This window comes from Leclercia tamurae, assembly GCF_025566055.1.
GTDB lineage: Bacteria > Pseudomonadota > Gammaproteobacteria > Enterobacterales > Enterobacteriaceae > Enterobacter > Enterobacter tamurae.
The window spans coordinates 75,009-93,320 of record NZ_JAMHKS010000063.1 but is presented as its reverse complement, the minus strand read 5'-3'; the positions used below and the strand labels follow the sequence as shown (position 1 = coordinate 93,320).

The following is an 18,312-nucleotide window of genomic DNA, read 5'->3' as shown; positions in this document are numbered from 1 at the left end:
ACGTGAGCAGGCGTTCAGGAATGATCGGCTCACCGGAACAACCACACAGGCCATCCCTGACCGGCTCTGCGGACGTGACGCGGAAATAAAAATAGGCCTGCTTTTCAGCAGGCCCAATGAGTTTGAAATCGAATTAGGTAGGCATGTTACCCTGCCATCATCCATATGACGTCTGTGTCGGGCAGCGTCACTTCCCGATCAGGATACCGAGTGGGGGCTATGGCCTGGTTACAATTTAAGCATAGCACTGGTTTCGAAGCGGGTAGAAAAAAAAGCCTGCCCGGAGGGACAGGCTCAAAAAGCACTTACCAGGTTCTGATACAGTTGCCGGGTGCCTCCCGGTGGCTCGTTACCGGTTATACGAGCCGCAAGCATATTTACATTACATCAACCGGATTGCCCCGCCGCACAGGGGGATCCACCCTTGTTAAATCTAGTTGGGTTCATAGCGAAACGCCAGTTCCCATGTCAGTCAAAGAGGCGGCGATAGCGGACCCTGTAATACTTCAGCCTCGCCGTCATCGCAGATATCGAAACCCCGGGTCAGTTGCCATATCCCCCTGACAATCCGCCCCGTTTGCAGGTCTTCCGTTTCGCCATCGGTGTAGTAAGCCACCTGAACCCTGCCGTTATGCCGTATCCAGTAGAAACCTTCTGTCATAAGTCATGCCTTCTCTGAATTCTGATAGCCATATAACACGCTCTTAATATTAACGGGTATTTGCGCATGAAAACGGGGATCCAGAGCACACCGCGCTGTACCGCCCGGAAGTGCGCTTGGCGTACGCGGAGCGGCAACAACGGGCCCACTGTCAGCCGGGCCATGAACCGGTGCTGAAGTCACTCCGTTATGGCGGTTCGCCCGGACGGTATTTATGAAGCATACGCTGAAGCCAGTGGAGTTCCCCGGCACGTACGGAAGCCCTGTCAGGTAAAGCCATGCCCTCCCGGATTTACCGGTGTAGTCCTGTCCGGGCAGCGCAGGAGACAGCCCGCAATGCATGACTGCCGTTATAACCCTTTAATCAGATCCGCCAGATAACCGTTACTGACGCAGGATAAAAGGAATCTGGCGTTGCTGTTGTGATTGTGGTGCCGGTAATAAAGCGACCGGATTTCATTATATTTTCCCTCTGCCAAAAGGTTCTGCAGTTCCGCGTGCCGGGCCGCATGGTAAGCCAACCACCGGATATGCCCGGCCAGGTTATGTTCACGATCGACACGGGATTCTATCTGGCTCATGACAGCTGTCAGTTCGCTATCGGATGCAGCAGAGATAAGCGCTCCCGCAGCTTCATGATGCTGCTGCAGTTTAAGGCAACTGCTCCGCAGAAAACTGAGGTCCTTCAGTTGCCCCGGAACGCCGTTATCATAAAGGCGTAAGCCCTCATGCCAGACACACCAGGCGACGTGCTTATAAAGCGATTGCATATCCACAGACATAGTGCCTCCGGTCGCGCCCGTTAAAATTAATATATGCGCCATGCGGCGGGAAAAATCAGTACTACGTACGCCTGAAAAAGCCCCGGCGGTCCCGAAAATAGCAGATTAAGCATGTGCTCCCGCTTATTTCAGATAAAAAACACCTGCCGGCATTTATGAGTATTTGCGAAGGGAACGTTATATATCCTGTACTGAAGCGGAGCCTGAGGTGAGAATTTGTGACTCAGGGAGTGATTTCCTGTAGGGCTGTACGTTATCCTGTCAAAGCATTTTCTTTATAATATATATTATTTAGTAATGTAACTATTGTGAATCGCAAGGAGTTGATGCTTTTCAGCCCGGATAATGCAGGAGAAAAATATGCCCTCCATACTGCTGTTTATTGAGGATCATGCACCTCGTCGTCTGGAGATAAGCGAATTCAGGACGCGTATAAGCTATTTGTACCCTGACAATGTGGCACGGGAATTACCCGTAAAAGTGATTTTCGGCACATTTTTAGACGGTAAAGGCAGCGCCGTACTGGTTGCTGCCGACAGGCTGGTCACACGCGATGAAATAGCCAGGGCGCACAGGCGTCTCATCGCCTGGCCGGATTTAGCGAAAACAGGCTGACCGGGTCCCGGCGAAAGGCCGGGTAAACCTTTTATAATAAGCGTATGCAACGTGGCAGCTCTGAAAGAGTCCTGTTCATTAAAGCCGACAATCCAGGCTACTTTTTTGGAGATAGCCTGCCGGGTTGCCCGTAACAGAAACAGTAAGCCAGCCCCCGACGGGACCCGAAGTAAAGTCCCCCGGTCCGGCAACGCCGCGACCGGCTGCAGAATTGCCAGGGTTTATGAAGAAATTAAAGCCCGAGGCGCAAATTTCATAGATACGGCTTTCTGAACGTTCTTTATGTGAAGCTCCTGTCAGAGAACAGGAGAAGATACCCATAACTAAACTCCGGGGGCATATATACTTATACCGGGCGAAGTTTCCGTAAATCCTAACCCTCCCTTCAGGATAAAAAATGGAAGATGAACTGAAATTATTAAACAGCATCCACGACTTACGGGCAGCAGCCCGCGAAATGCCCCTGGAATTTCTGGAGATGGCGCTGAAAAAATTCAGGCTCGTTGTGAGGGAACGCCGGGAAAAGGAGTCAGCCCGGCAAAAAGTGCAGGATGAGCGTAATGAGAGACTGGAGAAGCTACGCCTGCTGCTACCTGAAAAAGGCATCGATCCGGCAGAACAGGTAGCCAGCCCAGAAAGCGATAATAAGTCTGTAAAAGTACGGACTCCCCGTATGGCCAGATATCGATATCAAAATGAAAACGGCAAAACCAGAACCTGGACGGGACAGGGACGAATGCCAAAGGTCATTGCGGAGCAGCTGGCTGCAGGCAAGTCACTGGATGATTTTCTTGTCTGACCAGGCCTGAATCAGTTATTTGCCTGTCTCAGTGTCGGAAAAAATCCGACAGGCATCTCCGTCCATCCTGCTGTATATCAGGGATATATACCGGTTAACATCAGTGGGCGGTTAGAGATAATGATAAAAGACCTGCAATAATGTTCCTGAGACTCCTTGCATGGTTTTTGCTTTTCCCGAAATTACAGGTGAATCCCCGCGCCCCGGCTTCTTAATTTTCTTCTCTAATCAAACTGATATGTCATTCAGATATGCCTGTTTCTGCTAAGTCTGTAATGCTGATTTACCGGAGGCCCGGGCAGTAATGTCAGGGAAATAAATTCTATAATGAAGGGGCGGAAATAACAGGGATCCAAAAAGTGCCAGTACCCGACATCTGAGTGGCACTGGCCAAAATCTGAACCATATTATTAGAAGGAGATTATAGTAATTTAAGTCAGGGATATTCCAGCCCCATTTTTTCATGTTGTCAGTACATGACTGAAAATGCGTTATATTCTTCTGATTAAGAAATATCTCAAAATAATACCGGTACTTTCAGTGTTAAATTATTTCACAGCAGGCAGACAAGGCGCTTAAATTCCGGTTATCAGGCATGCTAAACCGGGCGTTCTGATTCTGGATGCCCGCGCACAGTTAACGCTGTGTGCGACCTGTAAAAATGACGCCTGTGTCCGGAAAAACAAGCGAAAGCGGGAAGGGTTGTATGCCGCTCCTGGCTGTCTGCTCTGCCATGCCATGGAGAGGCAGAGAAGGGATCCCGGGCGTCCGGGCCTGCTTCATGAAAACCTGACCCGGCAGGGCTGACGGACCCGGCTATAGACCGCTTACCGGAACATGCCGTGCTTCAGGAAGCCAATGATTTCAGATGAACTCGCCTTCGCCGCGGTAAGGGGCTGGCAGCAATACCGGACAAACGCATTGTCCGCCTGAGCCTTCCTGCCGTTAATTTCCGGCTGTATGTTTATTTTTTCTGATGACGGCCCGTCTGAAAAACAAACAGTTCTTCCACAGCACCCTGCAGCATGCGCGTTTCAGCTGCGTGTGACGAAACACCGCTGTGCTGAACAGCAAAAGCCTCATTAATTTCATTCTTCAGTTGCGCACGAACGTTATCATCCAGCCGCATGAGGATGGCAGTAACAACGATATTCAGCGCTTCAGCCTGAATAATAAGTTCTTTTTCAGACTCATGCTGCTCCGCAATAGTATTAACCAGCTCCGCCAGTAATGCCCTCATATTTAATTCCCTGTGCAAGACAACATGAAGCAAATGTATAGCATGTTTTTATTCAGGGTGGGTCTGACCACTTACCCTGACCGGCAGACCTGTAAAAAAATATGCGTCCGCTCGCATAACCCGTCAGACTGAATACAGCGACGGCACGGGATCCATGCGCCGGGTCACACCCTCAGGATGGTTTATGCTTATCAGGACCATGACTGTTTACTGAAACTAATTCCAAGGAGAGACGTATGTTAACTCAAGAGCAGAAGCAACTGGTTAAAGATACCGTCCCGGTGCTCAAGGAAAATGGCGTTGCGTTAACGGATTACTTCTATAAAAGGATGTTACGTAATAACCCTGATTTACAGGAAGTTTTTAACATGGGGCATCAGCGCAGTGGCGCCCAGGCGAAAGCTCTGGCAGGCGCGGTGCTTGCCTATGCAGAAAATATTGACGACCCCGGGGTGCTGGCGCCGGTCATTGAGCTGATTTGCCACAAACACGTGAGCCTGAATATTAAGGCCCCGGATTACAGTATCGTCGGTGAGAATTTACTTTATTCCATCAGCGAAGTGCTTTCCGTCCCGATGGAGAGCCCGCTAATCAGCGCCTGGGGTGCCGCGTATCAGGATCTGGCCGAAATATTTATCGGGGCCGAGAAAAGACTTTACGATGAACGCCGTAACACGCCCGGCAGCTGGCTGGGCTGGCGCACCTTCACCGTCAGCAGGAAAGTAAAGGAAAGCGAGGAGATCACGTCTTTTTATCTGAAGCCCGAAGACGGACAGGCCCTGCCTGATTACCGGCCGGGACAGTACGTGACGCTGCGCGTCCTGGTTCCTGAACTGGGCCTGAAGCAGCCGCGACAGTACAGCTTATCCGCCAGGCCCGGGGCTGACTACCTGCGTATTTCCGTGAAACGCGAAGATCCGCGTAAGGAAGGGCAGGACCCGGGTTACGTCTCATCAACGCTCCATAATGCCGTCAGTGAAGGCGACACGGTGGAACTGAGCGCCCCGGCGGGCAACTTCTTTTTATTAAATCCCGAAGTGGACAATGTGCTTATCAGTGCGGGCGTCGGCCTGACGCCCATGATGTCCATGACCCATCATCTTCTGGCAGAAATAGCCGATCCGAATACTTCCCTGAAAGCGGACCACGCGGCACAGTCTCAGGACAGGAAGCAAATATTTTTCCTCCATGCGGCCCGCAGTTCCGACGTCCATGCCCTGCGCGAGGAGCTGGGTGCCCTCGCTGAGCAGAACAGCAACTTGCATATTTTTATTGCCTATGAACAGGTAAAGGAAACTGAGGTGCGCGGGGAAGATTACCATGTGCTGGGCCGGCTCGATCTCAGCGCTGTGCCGGCGGAATACCTGCCCGAAGACGCCGACTATTACCTGTGCGGCCCGGTTCCGTTTATGCATGAACAGTACCGTTCCCTGCTGGCGCTGGGCATTGCGAAAGAGCGCATCCACAGTGAAGCCTTTGGTACGGGAGGGGTGGGTATCTGAGCCCGGGATGAAACAGATTGCGGGGGGCCTTCGGCCCCCTTTGTAACCGGCAGGAATGTCTGCCAGCACGTTTTACAGGGCTTGCTTCCCACGGCGAGGCCGCCGCTTACCATGTCCTGTTCCCCCCTTCCGGCATTTTGAAACCTTCTGCAACAAAACATAAGTCCGTTGTGTCTGCACCTGCTGCAGGCAGAGATCCGACTCTTACTTTTTCCGGATCTGACCGGATGCGGAGACAGGACAGCAGGCGGAGCGGGAAAAGATTTGGCGCGTTTCAGACCGATTGGCGTGTTTGATGTAAAGTTGATGCAGAAATACCAAATTGAATCATTTACGTCAGTATGCAAATACCATTTGCTTATTTTTATAACTAAGTAGAAGATGCATCATAATTTATAGCTACAAGGATTACTTCATGCCTGCTTCAGTTACTCCTGATTTGCCGCTGCCGGGGCGCGGCGACCTGCGCACCCTCACCGTGCGCAACATTCCCTCAGCCGTGGACGAGGCGATCACAGAGCAGGCCAGAAAAGCAGGCCGCTCAAAGAGCGACTTCCTGCAGGAGTTTCTGGTGGCCACGTTCGGGGACCTGATCGGGAATTTTATCCGCACCAGTGAGCTGGTTGCCCTGATGGATCGGGAGATGGCACGCATGATGGACGCCGAGCTGAGGGAAAGCCCGTATGATGCCGGGCTGACGCTGGACGGCCACCGCGAGTTCTGCCGCATCCTGGGCATACTCAGCGAGGCCGACCTGCAGCGCATCATGATGGCGGGGGTGCCGCACCTGTCGGTGCGCGCGCGGCAGCTGCACGGGCTGACCCGCCTGTCGCAGGGCGCATCCCTCTACGCAGCCCTGCTGGCCGAAGCGGCGACGCGGGATGAGAAAACGCTGCTGACGCTGCACCGGTCGCTGTTTCACATGATGGACGAAGAGCACTTTATGCGGGAGGCCGGAGAGTTCCGCGCCGCGATGCGGCTGCCGCCGCTGGAACGGGAAGATTTCTGACAGGCTGAAGCGAGGAAAACTACCCTGAGGAGTGGTTTTTCCGGTACTGTTCCTGAAGCGTAAGGTTGCATCAGCATTGACCTGAGCCGAATTAGTACTGCCGCGATGACGCGAAAAAGTTTTTTAATCCCGATATTCATTCTCCTGTATAAAGCCGGAGCGTTCAGTCAATAACATTGCAAAAGGCTGAATAAAAACTTGTTTTGATAAGTGATCTAAAGGAATACGATTATGTTGATTGAAACGCTCTATATTTCTGGATTCAGAAATTATCATGAGGCTCAAATTAATTTCAGAGAGTCAACGCTGATTATTGGCGCTAACGATATCGGGAAAACTAACCTTCTTTTTGCACTCAGACTTTTACTGGACAAAAGCCTGTCTGAGTTAGATCTGGAACCTAGGGTTAATGATTTCCACATAGACCCGGATGGCGTACAGTCACAGGAAATCGAAATAGTCGTCCGATTTGGTGAAGTCAGGGAAGATGCTGTCATCTCAAAACTGAGTGGATATGTTAGTGAGGATGATGAGCTTTATATTAAGTATCATGCTTGTCAGTCCACAATGGATTTTACAATCAGCTTAAGCCACGATGGTTTAAGTTACGATGAGGTGCCAAACCGTTTTTATCTGAAATATCTTAGCCTGAAATATATCAATTCCCAGCGAGACCTTGAGAAATATATCCGTCTGGAAAAAAAGCATCTGTTGAGGCTGGCACAGGATGTTCGCAGTGAAGAGCAGAGCCAAAACGACGGCGAGGTATTCACTGTCCTGAACCAGTTGCTGGCCGAGGTAAATGAAAAGGTCCGTGAGATCAGCTACGTAGCTTCGGCGACTTCAGAGCTTAATACCGAACTTCGTAAGTTGTCTTACAACCATGAGCGGCTAACGGTACAGCTGGATACGGGCGCGATAGGCATAGACCAGTTCATTGAGAAACTTGAACTCAGTGCCAGCACTAACGGTAAAAAGCTCATGCTGGGTGGAGACGGGTTTAATAACCAGATACTCCTCGCACTATGGAAAGCCAAAAGCCTTCGAGAACATGATGTCACCAGTGAAGTTGTCATTTACTGCATTGAGGAGCCGGAAGCCCACCTGTTTCCACATCAGCAAAGAAAGCTTGCTTCTTACCTTATCGAAAACCTGCCAGGTCAGTCTATTGTCACCTCTCATTCTCCCCAAATTGCCGTTAACTTCCGCCCTGACTGTGTTATCAGGTTATGTGCAAGCAAAGGTTCCACAAAGGCGGCAAGCAACGGATGCTCTGCCTGCATCAGTACTGCCTGGGACGAAATGGGATATCGGATGAGTATCATTCCGGCAGAAGCATTTTTTGCCAGTGCGGTACTCTTGGTTGAGGGGCCTTCAGAAGTGATCTTTTATACTGAGCTTGCCAAGGCACTAGGTCTCGATCTCGATCTCCTCAACATCAGCATTCTGTCCGTCGATGGCGTACAGTTTGAAGTTTACAAAAAAATACTGCAGGCCCTGCACATTGGCTGGGTGGCACGTACGGATAATGATGTGGCGAAGGTACCGCACAGGCAGGAGTGGAGTTATACCGGAGCGAACCGTGCGCTGACGCTATGCGGGTTGTCAAAAGGCGGACATGTGTCCCACGAAATCACGTCACGGGAACGGCATAATGAATGGGGAAGGGTTACTCCCCTCATTAACGCAGGTGGGGTATTTCTTTCAATTACTGATCTTGAAGGCGACCTCTCTTGTGATTTTACTGCACACCTCCTGGATTTCTCAGGGGCAGCAGATGCTGATGCTGCGGCTGATTTCCTTCGGGACAAAAAGGCGATAAAAATGCGGTCATTACTGAAGCACAAACGGCAATTTTTAGCTGAGCTGGCTGATAAAGATATTGCCCGTCCACTTTTAGCAGTGCAAAAACTAGTGCGGGGTGAGAAATGAGGCTGACTGCTGAACAACAGGATGCTGTGGACTTTACGGAAAACCTCGTCATTACAGCCTGCCCGGGAAGTGGTAAAACAACAATTCTTACCCATAAAATTTCCCTGGTGCTGGCAGGTTGCAAGTCACATCAGGGCGTGGTGTCTTTGTCTTACACGAATAAATCCAGCGATGAACTCAAGGCGCGGTGTATGACTTTAAGCAAAGACATTAAGGCTAGCTTTTTCGGGACAACAGATAAGTTTTTACTGAGCGAAATAGTGATGCCTTTCATGAAACATATATGGCGCTGTCCGTCAACGGGGCTGGAAGTAATTAAAGCCAGTAACTTGGATGCGGAGGATAGGGAAATTCTTTCCCCGTATTACATGCCCGATAATTTGCCAGAAAATAACACAGAACATGGTATGGCCGCTCTGGAAAGACTGTATGAACGGGGCGTAATTATACTTGAAATGGTTCCTCTCATGGCTTTATACATTATGAGTGCATCTCTCGCGTGTCAGCGATATTTAAAAGTCAGATATAAAGGGATATTTGTTGATGAATATCAGGATACAGGCTTCTTTGCTCACCAGATATTCAGGCTACTCGCGGGATTAAACATTAAACTTACTGTAGTCGGGGATGTTGACCAGTCCATTTATCTCTATGCGCATCGCAGCGCAGACTCTCTCAAAGATTTTATCCGCCACCCTGATTTCACTCATAAACAGATCACTTTGAATCATCGATGCCATCCTTCAATTATTAACTATGCAAACCGGTTGAAAGATCCTGAGTGCATGCTGCTTGAAAGCGACAACCTTGTGGTTTATCACAAAAGTGTGACAGGAGATCAGGCCAATATCGCTGCCTGGATTGACGCTCAAGTGGCAGGATTAAAAAAGCATTTTTCCATCGAGAATAATAAAGAAATTGCCATACTAGTCCGGAGCAACCTGTGTGCTGAGCTGATTGCCGACAATCTGAGAACGGCCTCAAGAACATACTTGGACGATAACTTAAGTAAGGCCGGAGATAAGATATCAGGGCTAGTTAAAGCATTGCTGCATTACAGATACAATAAAAAAACAACGGCTCAGCTTGTCCTTGATGATTACCTCAGCGCTGTTGCCAAACGGAGCGACGTAGTTCTGGCACGCAAACTCATCCGGCAGGTACGTGTCACTTCTGATGCCAACCTGCCAGAAGCTATCAGACTGGCTGTTTTTTCATGTACCGGTTGTGAACTCAGTGGGACTCACATTACCGGAATAAACGATGCGCTTACGGTACCCCGCATTAAAAACAACTATTTACATGTCCGGGACGATGAAGTCCAAATCATGACGTTGCACAAATCAAAGGGGCTGGAATTTGACGTCGTAATACATCTGGATCTGTATGACTGGGTGTTACCTGCAAGGGAGTATGTGAAAGGCAGCTACGATGTAATTTTTCAGAATGAACAGCAGTGTCTCAATCTTCACTATGTGGGCGTCACCCGCGCCAGAAAGGGAGTAATCCTGATGCATTCGACAAAACGATATAATGCTAAACGAGAGCTAAAAACGGGGAATCCCTCTCAGTTCCTTACAAGGCCGGGACTGAAAGGTTTATTTAAAGAACTTTAACAACGCTGCTCCAATGCTGAATAGCCATGGATACTCGAAAACCATTAAACCACTATATGCGTAAAAATATGTGTTTACTGCCTGCCAATGTAAGGGATAGACCTCACCAGTCCCGCCGGAAATATGACAATGCAGGTAATCTCTGCGGTTGCTGAATTTGAGCGGGATCTGCTGCTTGGACGTACGCATGCCGGGACTGCGCGGGCTAAGGCTTTCGGAAAGCGTTTCGGCCGCCCGTCGGCTCTGGATGATGAACAAAAGAAAGTGGTGTTCCTGCGTTTAAGTGAAGGGAAGAGTATCAGCACAATCGCCCGGGAATTTGACACTACTCGGCAGACCATTCTAAGAGTAAAAGCGATAATAGAAGACGCTGATGCTCGTTCGTGAGCTTCTTACTGCGTATGTCCGCTTTGTGCCAATGGCGGACGTTGCCGACCAGGCTCTTCCGCCAGAACACCCCCCCGTCCGCTCTGAAAACTGAACTGGCCCTCCTCCTCGCCGCCCTGAGGCAAGAAACGTGCAGACTGGACGACATGGCCGTCACTGACATGCCTACAGTCGGAAGCGTGCCATCTTCTACGTCATGCGGTCTGGCTGCTGACGTACTTGGATGCGCGGGCCATAGATCATGAGGGCGGGTTCTTTCTGCTGCTGCATGACGTGGCCACCGATTGCGAAGGTGAGGTGGAGAACACTCTGGCGTCACTGCAGGCCGGCAGCGCTCGGCGGGCTTCCCGGGTGCCGGTGTGAAGGGCATTCCGTTCCCGGTGCCGGCAGGCGGCGGTTCGCTCTGCCCGAAAGCCGGTACGGGTTAGAGCGTGGCCAGTGCAGTATTGAAAACCCGGGGGCATCTGGTCTGCCTGCATACCGGCATGTAATACTCAGTGTTCATTCAACCAACCTGCGCAGATACAATGCAACACGTGATTACCCTAATTAAAGCCAGACTAATTCAGGCTGATCTGAAAGAAATAGATCGGGAGTTTGGCGAAAAAGGCGTTGGCAGTTTGTTCACGATGATCCTGTTCAAACAGGCACTCATCTCTGTTGCCAACCTTGTCGATTTTGAGCTCACAGTAAGGCTGATGTACCGGGAGCACCCTGAGCTTTCATTATTATACCGTCAGACCTCAGCCGAATTTGAGTTTGCCAAATACCTGCGCAATAAATTTGTCGGGCATATCAAGCCCGAACTCCTGGGTAAAGCGTTGGAGTGGCGTCCCGAGATGCGCCAGTTTCTGAATATGATGTCTGACAGTCAAATCATGGAATTGTATAACAACTGGATCCTCGAAACAGCGATAAACAGTTACGTGAACCCGGACGGAAAACATAAAGTATTTGAAAGTGAAACTGCTCTGGATTACCCGGCAGACCGGACACGTTTCCTTATTTACATGACGAAAATCATTAGGAATGGCATTTCATTTCTTGAAGCACTGATCTCAGCCATGGATATTGACTATGAGCGGTTATGTAACCCAGATTTAGGGGAACAGCTGAGGCTCGCGGTTATGGCCGGGAAGACCGATTTCGAATTTATCAAAAAATAAATATGTCACAAAAGGGCATTTCGCAGTCCTTTATCTGGCTGAGGATTAAAATTAAATGGGGTGTACGTGATAAAAATGTCTGGATATCGCTCGTAGCAGACCTTCAGTTCGGTCAAAAGGTCTGCTGAGTGCCAGGAGCGGACGTTAAGTCCTTAAAATTGCCATAAGTTTAATGATGGCGGCCATTTCTTCGGAGTGTCTGCGTGATCCTAACTGTAGATGATGTCCCTGCCGATATCATTCAGCTGAGAAAACGCAATAATCGCGAAGTAAAACTCGCCTCAATTCCCGAATTTACAGGAAGAGTTATCGCCAGTTGGCTGCCCTTAGAATCTTTATTAATTGGCGTCCCGCATTAGGGTCATTTTTATATACTCGCATAGCATTTCGTTTGAATATTGCCGGATAACTACAGGATAGTAAGGGGGTCAAAACAAACATCAAAACACCCGCTCCAAATGCCGCTAAACCATGTAGCCAGCTAATCATTGACAAAGGAATTAAAAAAAAGCAGTAATGTGCATAAAAAAATAACTGTGTGCTGATTTGAGCCCATTTAGGTATCAACGCCCTGGGATCTATCTCATAAAATTGATTTTTAAAGAGTATTTCTTTAGCACTAGTCCTCATACCTATAAGCCATAAAAATGGAAAGTAAGTTAGTCCAAACAACGCTATCACAACTAAATTCCAGTTATACATGTCTACATCCATATTTCTTCTAGCTCTGTCAGATTTTCGCACAAGTTATGCTCACAGGGAATAAGATAAGTTGCGATGTCATTACCTTGTTTCGGAGCTTGATCCTGCCAGTGCTTAACGCCACAAATATGCTACTTGTTAATGTCCGCTTCTCGCTCGAAGCGGACCTTACGTTCCCACCTGCCTTTTGCCTTGAACTCTTTTGTGCCGTATCTCGTTTGCCCTTCCATACGATTAATCAGTCCAGATCCGGCTTTGCCTTTTTTCGGATCTGCTCGCTAAAGGATAGCGAGTGTATGTAGATGCTGTATTGTACGTACAGTATGTATTAGTTGTATTGCATGTGTATTGTGTGTTTTTTACACCGGGAGTACGATGACGCCATTCCCTGTAAAACCGGAGCCAGACCATGACCACCCTCTCCCCGGACACCGTGCGCCGCATTGAAGACGCCGCGGCCGCCCTGATGGCCGCCGGCACCCCGAACCCGACCAACGAGCAGGTCCGTCAGCACCTCGGTGGCGGCTCCCTGTCCCACATCTCCCCGGTGATGCGCGCGTTCCGCGCCCGCCAGCGCGAGCAGGCCGCTGAACAGACCACGCCCCTGCCTACAGAGCTGGCGCAGCTGCTGACCGGTCAGCTGGGGCTGCTGTGGCAGGCGGCCGTGAAACAGGCTGAAGCCGGGGCCTTGGCGGCGCGCGAGCAGGCCGACGACGACATTGCCCGCGCCGACCAGGAGCGGGATGAGGCGCTGGCTAACTTGGCCACCCTGGAAAGCGAGCTGGCGGTGCTGCGGGAAGTGGTGGCTGAACGTGACCGCCTGCTGCAGGAGGTACGCGAGCTGCGCGCGGAGGCGCTCCCGCTGCGCGAGCAGGTGGCCCGCCTGACCGCCACCGGCGAACACCTGGCGGCGCAGCTGCAGGACACGAAAGCGGAGCTGAAGGAAGCCCGGGAGGGCGGCCGTCAGCTTCAGGCCGAACTGCTGGCCCTGGCACGCCATGACGGGAAGGTGAAAAAATGAGAGAGGAAACCACGTTTCGCATCCGGGCGTTTCGCCAGGCTCTGGAAAAGGCTGTCCGGGAGCTGCCAGAAGAATACAGGAACGGATCACGCTGGTGTGAGCTGAAAAACTTCCCGGCCGGCAGCTGCAACCTGGCCAGCAATTGCCTGGCGCAATACCTTAAAGACTGCGGTGAAAGAGGAGAACCTGGCATTCTGTTTATGTGCGGGAATGAGACTTTCCGTAAGGCAGAAAACTCCACTGTTCATGGCCATGTCATCGTCATACTTGACGGTGAATACATCGACCTGACCCTAGACCAGTTTGATGAATATACGGACTACATATCGGCTGAGCCACTCGAAACCGGCGGCGTACTTGGCACGCTGCTGAGAAAAATCCCGCAGTATGAAGGAGAAATAGAGACCCGCAGGATAAACCTCGATCGCCTCCAGGGAATTTACGCATGGTTACGGAACCGCGCCGACGCAATACTGAAAACAGATCCTGAATGGCAGGCCCGGGAACGGTCGATAGAAGAAAGAAGGGAAGACGCTGCTAAGGCGTTCCCGTTTCTCTCTGACATTCAGAAAACTGAGTGCGAACAGGGCCCGAACAGTCAGGAGGCTGCCAGATGAAGATTTATCATTACACTGACCTGAACGGCCTGAAGGGCATCATCGAATCAGGTTCACTGTGGGCGACGAACTTTTCCTTTCTCAATGACAGCAACGAGCTGACTCACGGCATGAATTGCCTTGAGAATGCCCTGCAGTACCTGAGGGACGACTTTAACCCGAAAACCCTTAAGTCATCGAACAGGCACTGACGCACTTCAGAATGCACCGGGCTGCTCACGCCTATAACCTTTCGTTCTGTCTTGAGCCCGACCTGTTAAGCCAGTGGCGCGGTTATGGCAGCTCTCAGGGCGTGTGTCTGGAATTTGATGATGACGAACTGGCTGACTCCCTGGAACTCATGCACTACCAGGTGTTTAAAAACCGGGTAATCTATACCAAAGAGAATTCCACGGTTGAAGCCCGGAATGAGATCCTCGCTTTCTTCAATGCCCCTGAAGTGCAGGCTGCCATAAGCCAGGATGCGATATATGAACTGGGCTATGCAGCAAAACTGGCTCACAGTCTGCCGCCTTTTTTCAAGAATGATGGTTTCAAAGAGGAGCAGGAGTTCCGGATGGTTATCCTGCCGGACAGGCCTTTTGAGGGGGTCAATTTTCGTGTCAATGATAATGGTCTGGTGCCATATCTGATCGTCAAATCAAAAGATAAGCTGCCACTGAAAAGCATCAGAATTGGCCCCCGCAGTAACAGATCAATGATGATGGAGGGGATAGCATTTCTGTTGCAGAGTAAGGGGTATAACAGTACACGGATTTCGTTTACAGAGACGCCGTTCAGGTAAACTCAATTGAAAAGTACAAACTATTAGGGATCAGTATGTTGGATAAAGTCTCTCAAATAAAATTGGCAAAAATCCTGGCAGATAAGTTTAGCGAAGGCGACTGGCAGGAGCTTTTTGCTGTTACATCTTGTGAAGATGTTCCGGAAGGGCTATATCAATTCTACCGGCATGTTCACTGGGACAACCCTGAGCTGAAAGGAGTGGCCATCTCCGCCATAGAAAGTACTCTGGCCAGAGACGCTGACAACCTTGCGAAAATCTGGGCGCTTGATAATGTTCAACGCTTTATTAACAATGCCGACGCTGATTTATTCAATGAGATAAAGGACATTGTAAATCAGAACGGGCAAAGAAATGTTTCAGCAGCCCCTTCGAAAAATGTGAATGAAAACATCTACCAAGCCCTGCAGGATGCAGAAATGTTGCTTAAGAACCATGGACCACACCGGGCCTACGATCGTGTTCATACTGCTCTTCATGCTTCATTAAGACAAATGTGCGCTAATCATGGAATTGCGACCAACACCACGAATGATAATGTTCCAGGCTTGCTTGCCCTGATTACTGCGCATCTTAAGGCGTTGCCGGATGATGGAAGAAATGAAGACGTGTTTAAAATGCTGAGATCGTCTGGCTCCATACTGCATGGGATAAATAACCTGCGTAACAATTACAGTATGGCCCATCCTACTGAAACTTTGCTTAATGAAGCCGATGCGCGTTTTGCTATCAATCTGGTTCGTTCCATCATGACTTATGTTGATGAGTTGCTTTAGTTTTAATAAAAATACTAAGTTCACAGTGAACAGATAGAACATCAGCGAAGAAATGAAGTACGGTCAGAATCTCGAATGCTGGCCGTACTCTTTCAAAATGAGAAAAAATTACAGGGAACAAGTCCATGAGCAATAAGCTAACCGAGAAAAAAGTCGATGACCTTATTGAAACGTTGAATTCACTTATTTGCGAGGATGACTTACTTAACCGTGAACAGCGTGAAAATATGGTTAGAACGGTGGCGGTACTGGGAGGACTACAAGAAAGGCTGCGTGTCATTTCTGCATCAAAAGAAGCCCGTAAACAGGCAAAAGCTGATAAAATAAAAAAGCCGCGTGAACCAGATATTGTTTTTCCACGAACCGGTAAAATATGGATCCAGGAAGAATCAGAAACTATTCGGTCCATTATTGACGATATACCTGACCATGATATTAATAATCATATCCTCTGGCTTTCAGAGAAGCTTGGAAGAACGCCTTATGCCATTGCAGTGAAAATTGTCAGCGAAGGCCGGATGGATGAAGAATGGACGAAAACATGGAAGGAAGCCGCAAAAGAGATACGAGAAAGGCATGCGGCTGCGGCTGCGGCTGCGGCTGCGGAAGAGCAGCTTCCGGATACCAGCACATCATATAAATAAGCAGGGGTTAAATCAATGAAAGTTACTATCGATGTAGGGAAACTTTGTAAAGATATCGGCTTTTTTACTTTAATGGCCTGTGCTGTCTATTCTCTGGTATATGTATTTTTAATGGGAATCAGAATACTTAACACAGAACCGACCTGTATAGGGGAGTTGTGCTTCTCAAGCGCAATGGATGACCCGGTCCTGGGATGGGTGTGTATTTTAATGCCATCATTTCTACTCTTGTTCGTTTTTTTTTAAATATTCATAAGCCGGGATAACTAAGGCAATTAAGAATGTTATTTAACAGCTAACGAACGAGAGGATGTTTTTTGATAAGACATGCAAACTTTAACCTAAACTTTTTTCCCCTTCTGCCGATAATTATAAGGTCAGGAAGGGAAGTAGATGAACGATTTTCATATTTTAAATATCTGTATACAGAATAAAGATACATCTGGTTGCATGCGGGTTCTGCGCGATAAGTCTGAGTTTGCAGCACGTAAGATCCTTGAAAAACTCAGGGTAAGAATAACGAGCCATACAGGCAGGGCTTTCTGGCTATGGGTTCAGACCTGGCTTCTGAATGCCTGCCGTCAGGAGAATAAAGACTGTGATTCTGCCAGCCCAAATACGTCAATTAAATCTGTTTCCTACAGGGATCAGTCCTGCCGCTCTGGACCTGGTGAAGGTTCTGGCACTTATGGCCATGCTGATCGATCACGTCAACACGCTTTTTATAACCCCACTCGATCCGCTGATGTATGCGCTTGGCCGGATGGCCTTCCCCCTGTTCACGCTTATATGGGCGATGAACGTGCATGGCAATCCCGAACGGCTGCAGCATCGCGCGAACCGTCTGTGGATGTGGGCATTACTGACCCAGCCGGCGTTCATGCTGGCGTTCCGCCATCAGCTGCCCGGATATGCCCTGAATATTCTCTTCGTGTTTGCCGCCGTAACGCAGCTGCTTGCCCTGCAGCATCGATACGGGAAGAAAGGACTGATGATCGGGGTGATGATCGTTGCCGCTCTGATTGTTCCGTTGACACCCGGGAGCTTCGGAATGGCGGGACTGGCTCTGGCCTGTTCTCTGGCCGTAGTTTACTCACCCGCAATGGAAAAATGGCACCGGGCCGCAGAACTGGCGGCCGTTATCTCCCTGGCATGCCTGAACGGTGTTTCGCATCTGGTTTCCGCGCCGGCGGACACGTTGCTTTTTGTCATACTGCCGACCCTGGTTTTGCCTCTCCTTGCCGTCACCCTGGTACAGAAGCACACCGGCGAAGATGGCCAGCGTTTTATGCCACGAAATTTCTTCTACTTCGCCTATGCCGGCCATCTGTTACTGGCAGGCATCCTGCTCTGTCTTCACATGCCCGCAAGGGCATAAAGGCGACAGATATCGGTATGTCAGGCTCTGTCGGTAAGGGTCGCCGTCACCGGCTTCAGCCGCTGCGGATTGATAGTTTCTGCCTTAACTGACCTTCCCCCTGCAAGGCCATACCCGCTATAAGCGACTCAGTAGCTTCGGTGCGCGATCGGAGTGGTCACGGCGAGGCTTTGCCGAAGCCGGGGCTTATCTCCGCGTTATGCGGCCCGGAGGGCCGCTTACGAGCGTGTCACTCATTCTTTCCAGCTACGCTACTAGAAGCGACTTTATTTCTAGTTACAACATCCCTCGTAAAGCGATGCTGTGCCGGCCCTTTGGGCCGGGGCGGCGGCGGTTTTGCAAGGGTAAGGTGTGAGCATTATGTCGGGTTCTGGCCAGAACGGGACCCGGCGCTTACGACGGGGGGAAGCTTTGATTTTATCTGAGCGCGTGGCCGTCAGGCCGCTGCATGCGAAGGCATTATTGATATCCACAAAGTGGCAGAAGACAAAGATCCACACTGGAATGTAATGAACAGAGCGATAAAAAAGGGGGGGTTAGATAATTTTGCGGGTTCCCTGTTGTTCATTTCCGGAAAGCACGACTTATCCCTTTGCGGATTTCTGTGGAAAACCTGGATGATCGACATTCTGTGCCGTCAGGATGGGAGGTTTTACTTCTGAATACTCAGGCAGACAATGT

Annotated in this window: 18 protein-coding genes and 1 pseudogene; 15 read left to right on the top strand and 4 right to left on the bottom strand. The window is 49.8% G+C overall.

The genetic code is table 11. From position 1 onward, the window contains the following. Positions 1 to 472 precede the first annotated feature (472 nt). Both M8318_RS03415 and M8318_RS03410 read right to left on the bottom strand, forming a co-directional pair. Positions 473 to 661 (bottom strand): hypothetical protein, encoded by a 189-nt coding sequence (locus tag M8318_RS03415; RefSeq protein WP_032611703.1) that lies wholly within the window; start codon positions 659 to 661, stop codon positions 473 to 475. Positions 662 to 1,011: 350 nt separating this feature from the next. Then, entirely contained in the window at positions 1,012 to 1,443 is a 432-nt protein-coding gene (locus tag M8318_RS03410) for a hypothetical protein (RefSeq protein ID WP_204231759.1), read from the bottom strand. A 360-nt stretch (positions 1,444 to 1,803) separates the two neighbouring features. Here M8318_RS03410 and M8318_RS03405 point away from each other — a divergent pair, with 360 nt between their 5' ends. Then, on the top strand, positions 1,804 to 2,058 hold the full coding sequence (locus M8318_RS03405) for a hypothetical protein (protein WP_032611744.1): 255 nt from the start codon (positions 1,804 to 1,806) through the stop codon (positions 2,056 to 2,058). Positions 2,059 to 2,455: 397 nt separating this feature from the next. Continuing rightward, complete coding sequence (locus M8318_RS03400) at positions 2,456 to 2,857, top strand: H-NS family histone-like protein (protein ID WP_032611705.1); 402 nt, start codon at positions 2,456 to 2,458, stop codon at positions 2,855 to 2,857. A 964-nt stretch (positions 2,858 to 3,821) separates the two neighbouring features. Here the strand turns inward: M8318_RS03400 and M8318_RS03395 are convergent. Next, positions 3,822 to 4,097: a sigma-S stabilization anti-adapter protein IraP gene (locus M8318_RS03395; RefSeq protein ID WP_077227709.1), complete on the bottom strand. Its 276-nt coding sequence runs from the start codon at positions 4,095 to 4,097 to the stop codon at positions 3,822 to 3,824. Between the two features lie 236 nt (positions 4,098 to 4,333). Between M8318_RS03395 and hmpA the strand changes: the two genes are divergently transcribed. From hmpA to M8318_RS03365, 6 genes and pseudogenes are all read left to right on the top strand, one after another. After that, a complete protein-coding gene (gene hmpA, locus M8318_RS03390; protein ID WP_262660951.1) occupies positions 4,334 to 5,599 on the top strand; it encodes an NO-inducible flavohemoprotein in 1,266 nt (421 codons plus the stop codon). 571 nt (positions 5,600 to 6,170) lie between these two features. Beyond that, the gene (locus tag M8318_RS03385) at positions 6,171 to 6,608 is read left to right on the top strand and encodes a hypothetical protein (RefSeq protein WP_262660950.1); all 438 of its coding nucleotides are present in this window, start codon (positions 6,171 to 6,173) and stop codon (positions 6,606 to 6,608) included. Positions 6,609 to 6,839: 231 nt separating this feature from the next. Next, a complete protein-coding gene (locus M8318_RS03380) occupies positions 6,840 to 8,540 on the top strand; it encodes an ATP-dependent nuclease (protein WP_148569864.1) in 1,701 nt (566 codons plus the stop codon). Beyond that, complete coding sequence (locus tag M8318_RS03375) at positions 8,537 to 10,156, top strand: UvrD-helicase domain-containing protein (protein WP_148569863.1); 1,620 nt, start codon at positions 8,537 to 8,539, stop codon at positions 10,154 to 10,156. Before M8318_RS03380 ends, M8318_RS03375 begins: the two co-directional genes overlap by 4 nt. Positions 10,157 to 10,249: 93 nt before the next feature. Next, positions 10,250 to 10,543 (top strand): annotated as a pseudogene (locus tag M8318_RS03370) (helix-turn-helix domain-containing protein); the annotation flags it as partial. Positions 10,544 to 11,070: 527 nt separating this feature from the next. Further along, positions 11,071 to 11,709 carry a hypothetical protein gene (locus M8318_RS03365; RefSeq protein WP_148569862.1) on the top strand — a complete coding sequence of 213 codons (639 nt, stop codon included), beginning with the start codon at positions 11,071 to 11,073 and terminating at the stop codon, positions 11,707 to 11,709. Between the two features lie 306 nt (positions 11,710 to 12,015). Here the strand turns inward: M8318_RS03365 and M8318_RS03360 are convergent, their stop codons facing one another. After that, on the bottom strand, positions 12,016 to 12,411 hold the full coding sequence (locus M8318_RS03360; RefSeq protein WP_148569861.1) for a hypothetical protein: 396 nt from the start codon (positions 12,409 to 12,411) through the stop codon (positions 12,016 to 12,018). Between the two features lie 409 nt (positions 12,412 to 12,820). On the opposite strand from M8318_RS03360, the gene M8318_RS03355 reads away from it, so the two are divergent. The 7 genes from M8318_RS03355 to M8318_RS03325 all read left to right on the top strand — a co-directional run bounded on the left by M8318_RS03355 (position 12,821) and on the right by M8318_RS03325 (position 17,631). Continuing rightward, positions 12,821 to 13,432, top strand: coding sequence for a DNA-binding protein (locus M8318_RS03355; RefSeq protein ID WP_148569860.1), 612 nt, complete (start codon positions 12,821 to 12,823; stop codon positions 13,430 to 13,432). Continuing rightward, on the top strand, positions 13,429 to 14,049 hold the full coding sequence (locus M8318_RS03350; protein ID WP_187393550.1) for a hypothetical protein: 621 nt from the start codon (positions 13,429 to 13,431) through the stop codon (positions 14,047 to 14,049). Before M8318_RS03355 ends, M8318_RS03350 begins: the two co-directional genes overlap by 4 nt. Continuing rightward, entirely contained in the window at positions 14,046 to 14,240 is a 195-nt protein-coding gene (locus M8318_RS03345) for a hypothetical protein (RefSeq protein WP_262364823.1), read from the top strand. Before M8318_RS03350 ends, M8318_RS03345 begins: the two co-directional genes overlap by 4 nt. An 11-nt stretch (positions 14,241 to 14,251) precedes the next feature. Continuing rightward, positions 14,252 to 14,833, top strand: a complete 582-nt coding sequence (locus M8318_RS03340) for a DUF2971 domain-containing protein (RefSeq protein WP_262364822.1) — start codon at positions 14,252 to 14,254, stop codon at positions 14,831 to 14,833. Positions 14,834 to 14,868: 35 nt separating this feature from the next. Beyond that, positions 14,869 to 15,609, top strand: coding sequence for an abortive infection family protein (locus M8318_RS03335; RefSeq protein WP_148569859.1), 741 nt, complete (start codon positions 14,869 to 14,871; stop codon positions 15,607 to 15,609). 125 nt (positions 15,610 to 15,734) lie between these two features. Continuing rightward, positions 15,735 to 16,253 (top strand): hypothetical protein, encoded by a 519-nt coding sequence (locus M8318_RS03330; RefSeq protein ID WP_262660949.1) that lies wholly within the window; start codon positions 15,735 to 15,737, stop codon positions 16,251 to 16,253. Between the two features lie 598 nt (positions 16,254 to 16,851). Continuing rightward, positions 16,852 to 17,631, top strand: a complete 780-nt coding sequence (locus M8318_RS03325) for a TraX family protein (protein ID WP_262364820.1) — start codon at positions 16,852 to 16,854, stop codon at positions 17,629 to 17,631. The last annotated feature ends 681 nt before the right edge of the window (positions 17,632 to 18,312 follow it).

Coding starts and splice junctions, on each gene's coding strand:
- M8318_RS03415 (WP_032611703.1), bottom strand. CDS start 661: ATGACAGAAGGTTTCTACTGGATACGGCATAACGGCAGGGTTCAGGTG.
- M8318_RS03410 (WP_204231759.1), bottom strand. CDS start 1,443: ATGTCTGTGGATATGCAATCGCTTTATAAGCACGTCGCCTGGTGTGTC.
- M8318_RS03405 (WP_032611744.1), top strand. CDS start 1,804: ATGCCCTCCATACTGCTGTTTATTGAGGATCATGCACCTCGTCGTCTG.
- M8318_RS03400 (WP_032611705.1), top strand. CDS start 2,456: ATGGAAGATGAACTGAAATTATTAAACAGCATCCACGACTTACGGGCA.
- M8318_RS03395 (WP_077227709.1), bottom strand. CDS start 4,097: ATGAGGGCATTACTGGCGGAGCTGGTTAATACTATTGCGGAGCAGCAT.
- hmpA (WP_262660951.1), top strand. CDS start 4,334: ATGTTAACTCAAGAGCAGAAGCAACTGGTTAAAGATACCGTCCCGGTG.
- M8318_RS03380 (WP_148569864.1), top strand. CDS start 6,840: ATGTTGATTGAAACGCTCTATATTTCTGGATTCAGAAATTATCATGAG.
- M8318_RS03375 (WP_148569863.1), top strand. CDS start 8,537: ATGAGGCTGACTGCTGAACAACAGGATGCTGTGGACTTTACGGAAAAC.
- M8318_RS03365 (WP_148569862.1), top strand. CDS start 11,071: ATGCAACACGTGATTACCCTAATTAAAGCCAGACTAATTCAGGCTGAT.
- M8318_RS03360 (WP_148569861.1), bottom strand. CDS start 12,411: ATGTATAACTGGAATTTAGTTGTGATAGCGTTGTTTGGACTAACTTAC.
- M8318_RS03355 (WP_148569860.1), top strand. CDS start 12,821: ATGACCACCCTCTCCCCGGACACCGTGCGCCGCATTGAAGACGCCGCG.
- M8318_RS03350 (WP_187393550.1), top strand. CDS start 13,429: ATGAGAGAGGAAACCACGTTTCGCATCCGGGCGTTTCGCCAGGCTCTG.
- M8318_RS03345 (WP_262364823.1), top strand. CDS start 14,046: ATGAAGATTTATCATTACACTGACCTGAACGGCCTGAAGGGCATCATC.
- M8318_RS03340 (WP_262364822.1), top strand. CDS start 14,252: ATGCACCGGGCTGCTCACGCCTATAACCTTTCGTTCTGTCTTGAGCCC.
- M8318_RS03335 (WP_148569859.1), top strand. CDS start 14,869: ATGTTGGATAAAGTCTCTCAAATAAAATTGGCAAAAATCCTGGCAGAT.
- M8318_RS03330 (WP_262660949.1), top strand. CDS start 15,735: ATGAGCAATAAGCTAACCGAGAAAAAAGTCGATGACCTTATTGAAACG.